Genomic DNA, 2,537 nt, shown 5'->3' on the forward strand with positions numbered 1-2,537 from the left:
AGACACGCCGGCACCGGCGACGGCCACACCCCGTCGTGTCCGCCGTCGCGTCGGCCGGCGCACGCTCCTGGCGGCCGGCGTGGTCCTGGTCGCGCTGGCCCTGGTCCTGGCGCCGTGGCTCGCGGCGGCCCTGCGCAACACCGTGGAGGTGCCCGCGGTGGTGGGGCTGCAGCAGGCCGAGGCGGTCGCGGCGCTCGAGGACGCAGGTCTGGTGGCCGTCGTCTCGTCCGCGTACATGGCCGACGCCCCGGACGGGACCGTCACCCAGAGCGACCCGCCGACGGGCACGGAGGTGCCCCGCGGGGCCGAGGTGCGGATCCGGGTGTCCCGCGGCGAGGAGGGCATCGCGCTGTCCGACTCCCTGCACGGGCTGTCCGAGGACGCGGCCCGCCGCGAGCTGGAACGGCTGGGCCTGCGCGTCTCCTCCGTGCAGTACCAGGACGACGGCCGACTCGAGCGCGGGCTGCTCGCCCGCACCGACCCCGCGATGGGCACCCACGTGCCGCCCGGCTCCTCCGTGGTGCTGCACCTGTCCAGCGGCATGGTCGCCGTGCCGGACGTGGTGGGGATGAGCGCTCCGGACGCGCGGCGTCAGCTGGCGCTGAGCGCCCCCGAGCTGCGCGTGCGGATCCAGGACGAGGACGGCGCGACCACCGACACCGGCACGGTCGTGGCCCAGGATCCGCCCGCCGGCGTCCGCGTGGACAACCGTTCCTCCCTGACCCTGACGGCGTCCTCGTGGATCGCGCCCACGGCCGAGCCCTCCGAGCCGGCGCCGCCGTCCAGTGAGGCGCCCGAGCCCACGCCGTCGGCGTCCGCGCCACCGAGCCCCCCGCCGTCGGAGAGCCCCGAGCCCTCCGAGAGCGCGGAGCCGTCACCCTCGCCGTCCGCCTCCGCCACGCCCAGCCCCGATCCGACGAGCGCGACGCCGTCGCCGACGCAGAGCCCGTCGCCGCCGTCGGCGGCCCCGTCGACCTCGCCGGAGCCGACCGCGCAGTCGCCGAGCACCTCGCCCACCGGGACGCCGGTGGACCCGCTGCCGACGCTGACGCCGGACCCCGAGCCCTCGATCGACCCGCCGCCGTCCACCTGAGCGGCCGGGGCGCCGTCGGACCCGCGAACCGGGCCCCGGGACCGGTCAGTCCTGGCGGACGAGGGGCGAGAGCCGGCCGCCGCGCTCGGCGGCCCCGGAGAGCCCCACGGACCCGAGCCAGTTGCCGAGCATCCGGTAGCCGCCCTCGGTGAGCACGGACTCGGGGTGGAACTGCACGCCCCACAGGGGCGCGGTGCGGTGGGCCAGTCCCATCACGACGCCGTCCTCGGTCTCGGCGGTGATCTCCAGGACCGCCTCGTCCACGGTGGGCCGCACGGCGGCCAGCGAGTGGTAGCGGGTGGCGGTGAACGGCGAGGGGACGCCCTCGAACATGGGGTGCTCGCCGTGGCGGACCAGGGACGTCTTGCCGTGCATGAGGGACTCCGCGTGCGTCACGGTGGCGCCGAACGCCTCCGCGATGGCCTGGTGCCCCAGGCACACCCCGAAGAGCGGACGGCCGCCGTCGGCGGCGGAGCGGATGAGGTCGAGGGAGACACCGGCGTCGGCGGGCGCGCCCGGCCCGGGCGAGATGAGCACCGCCGTGTGCTCGGCCGCGAGCTCGAGGGCGCGGGCGGGGGTGACCTCGTCGTTGCGGATCACGGTGGTGCGGGCCCCGAGCTGCTCGAGGTAGCCCACCAGGGTGTAGACGAAGCTGTCGTAGTTGTCGACGACGAGGACGGAGACCTCGGGGCTCTGCACGGGGGCGCTCTTTCCTCCCCGCCGCGTGGGAGCGGGGTGCATAGACTGGCCGGGCACGTCGCTGACCCCGGTCCTGGGCAGGTCAGCAGGATACCGTCCCCGCCCCGGTCCCCGCCGGTGGGGGCGCCCACCACCCCCCCACCCGAGGAGAAGACCCGTGGCAGCACCCGCCGGCAAGCGCAAGGACTCGGCCCGTCGGAAGCGCGAGGAGCTCGAGGCCGCGCGCCGCAGCCGCTCCGCCGTGCGGACGGACCTCGGGGACGTGGACCCGGGTCCGAAGCCCCTCTCCCCCGTGTACAAGGCCGTGATGTTCGGCCTGCTGATCCTCGGCCTGCTCTGGATCATCGTCTACTACCTGACCCAGGGCCTCTTCCCGATCGTGCAGATCGGCGGCTGGAACATCCTCGTGGGCTTCGGCATCGCGCTCGTCGGGTTCCTCATGATGTCCCGCTGGAGCGAATGACACGCGTGTAGTTCTCCACAGCGGTGGACAACCCTGTGGATGAGGGATCCGCACGATCCCGCCCGGAGACGAGTTGTCCCCGGAGTTGTCCACAGGTGTGGACACCCCTGTGGGAAGAAGTGCACACCCGGCTGTGGAGAACTCCGGGGACGGTCGGGGACGACGGCCTAGCCCAGCAGGCCGGCCACCGTGACCCGTGCGGCGCCGAGCACCGTGAGCGCCGCCAGCGCCGCCGCCACGACCACGAGGCCGGCCGCCTGGGCGCCCACGGACGGCACGCGC

3 protein-coding genes are annotated in these 2,537 nt (G+C 75.1%); 2 read left to right on the forward strand and 1 reads right to left on the reverse strand.

Annotated elements, in window-relative coordinates; genetic code table 11:
• Window positions 1-1,093, forward strand: a 1,093-nt coding sequence (locus HMPREF3105_RS04350; RefSeq protein ID WP_141762426.1) for a PASTA domain-containing protein, incomplete at its 5' end; no start/stop codon positions are given.
• Window positions 1,094-1,138: 45 nt separating this feature from the next.
• On the opposite strand, the gene HMPREF3105_RS04355 is transcribed toward HMPREF3105_RS04350, so the two are convergent.
• Window positions 1,139-1,792 carry an anthranilate synthase component II gene (locus tag HMPREF3105_RS04355; protein ID WP_041103470.1) on the reverse strand — a complete coding sequence of 218 codons (654 nt, stop codon included), beginning with the start codon at window positions 1,790-1,792 and terminating at the stop codon, window positions 1,139-1,141.
• A gap of 157 nt (window positions 1,793-1,949) precedes the next feature.
• Between HMPREF3105_RS04355 and HMPREF3105_RS04360 the strand changes: the two genes are divergently transcribed.
• Complete coding sequence (locus tag HMPREF3105_RS04360; protein ID WP_036337280.1) at window positions 1,950-2,255, forward strand: cell division protein CrgA; 306 nt, start codon at window positions 1,950-1,952, stop codon at window positions 2,253-2,255.
• Window positions 2,256-2,537 lie beyond the last annotated feature (282 nt).

The sequence above is a fragment of the Micrococcus sp. HMSC31B01 genome (genome assembly GCF_001816085.1).
In the GTDB taxonomy this organism is placed as follows: Bacteria; Actinomycetota; Actinomycetes; order Actinomycetales; family Micrococcaceae; genus Micrococcus; species Micrococcus luteus.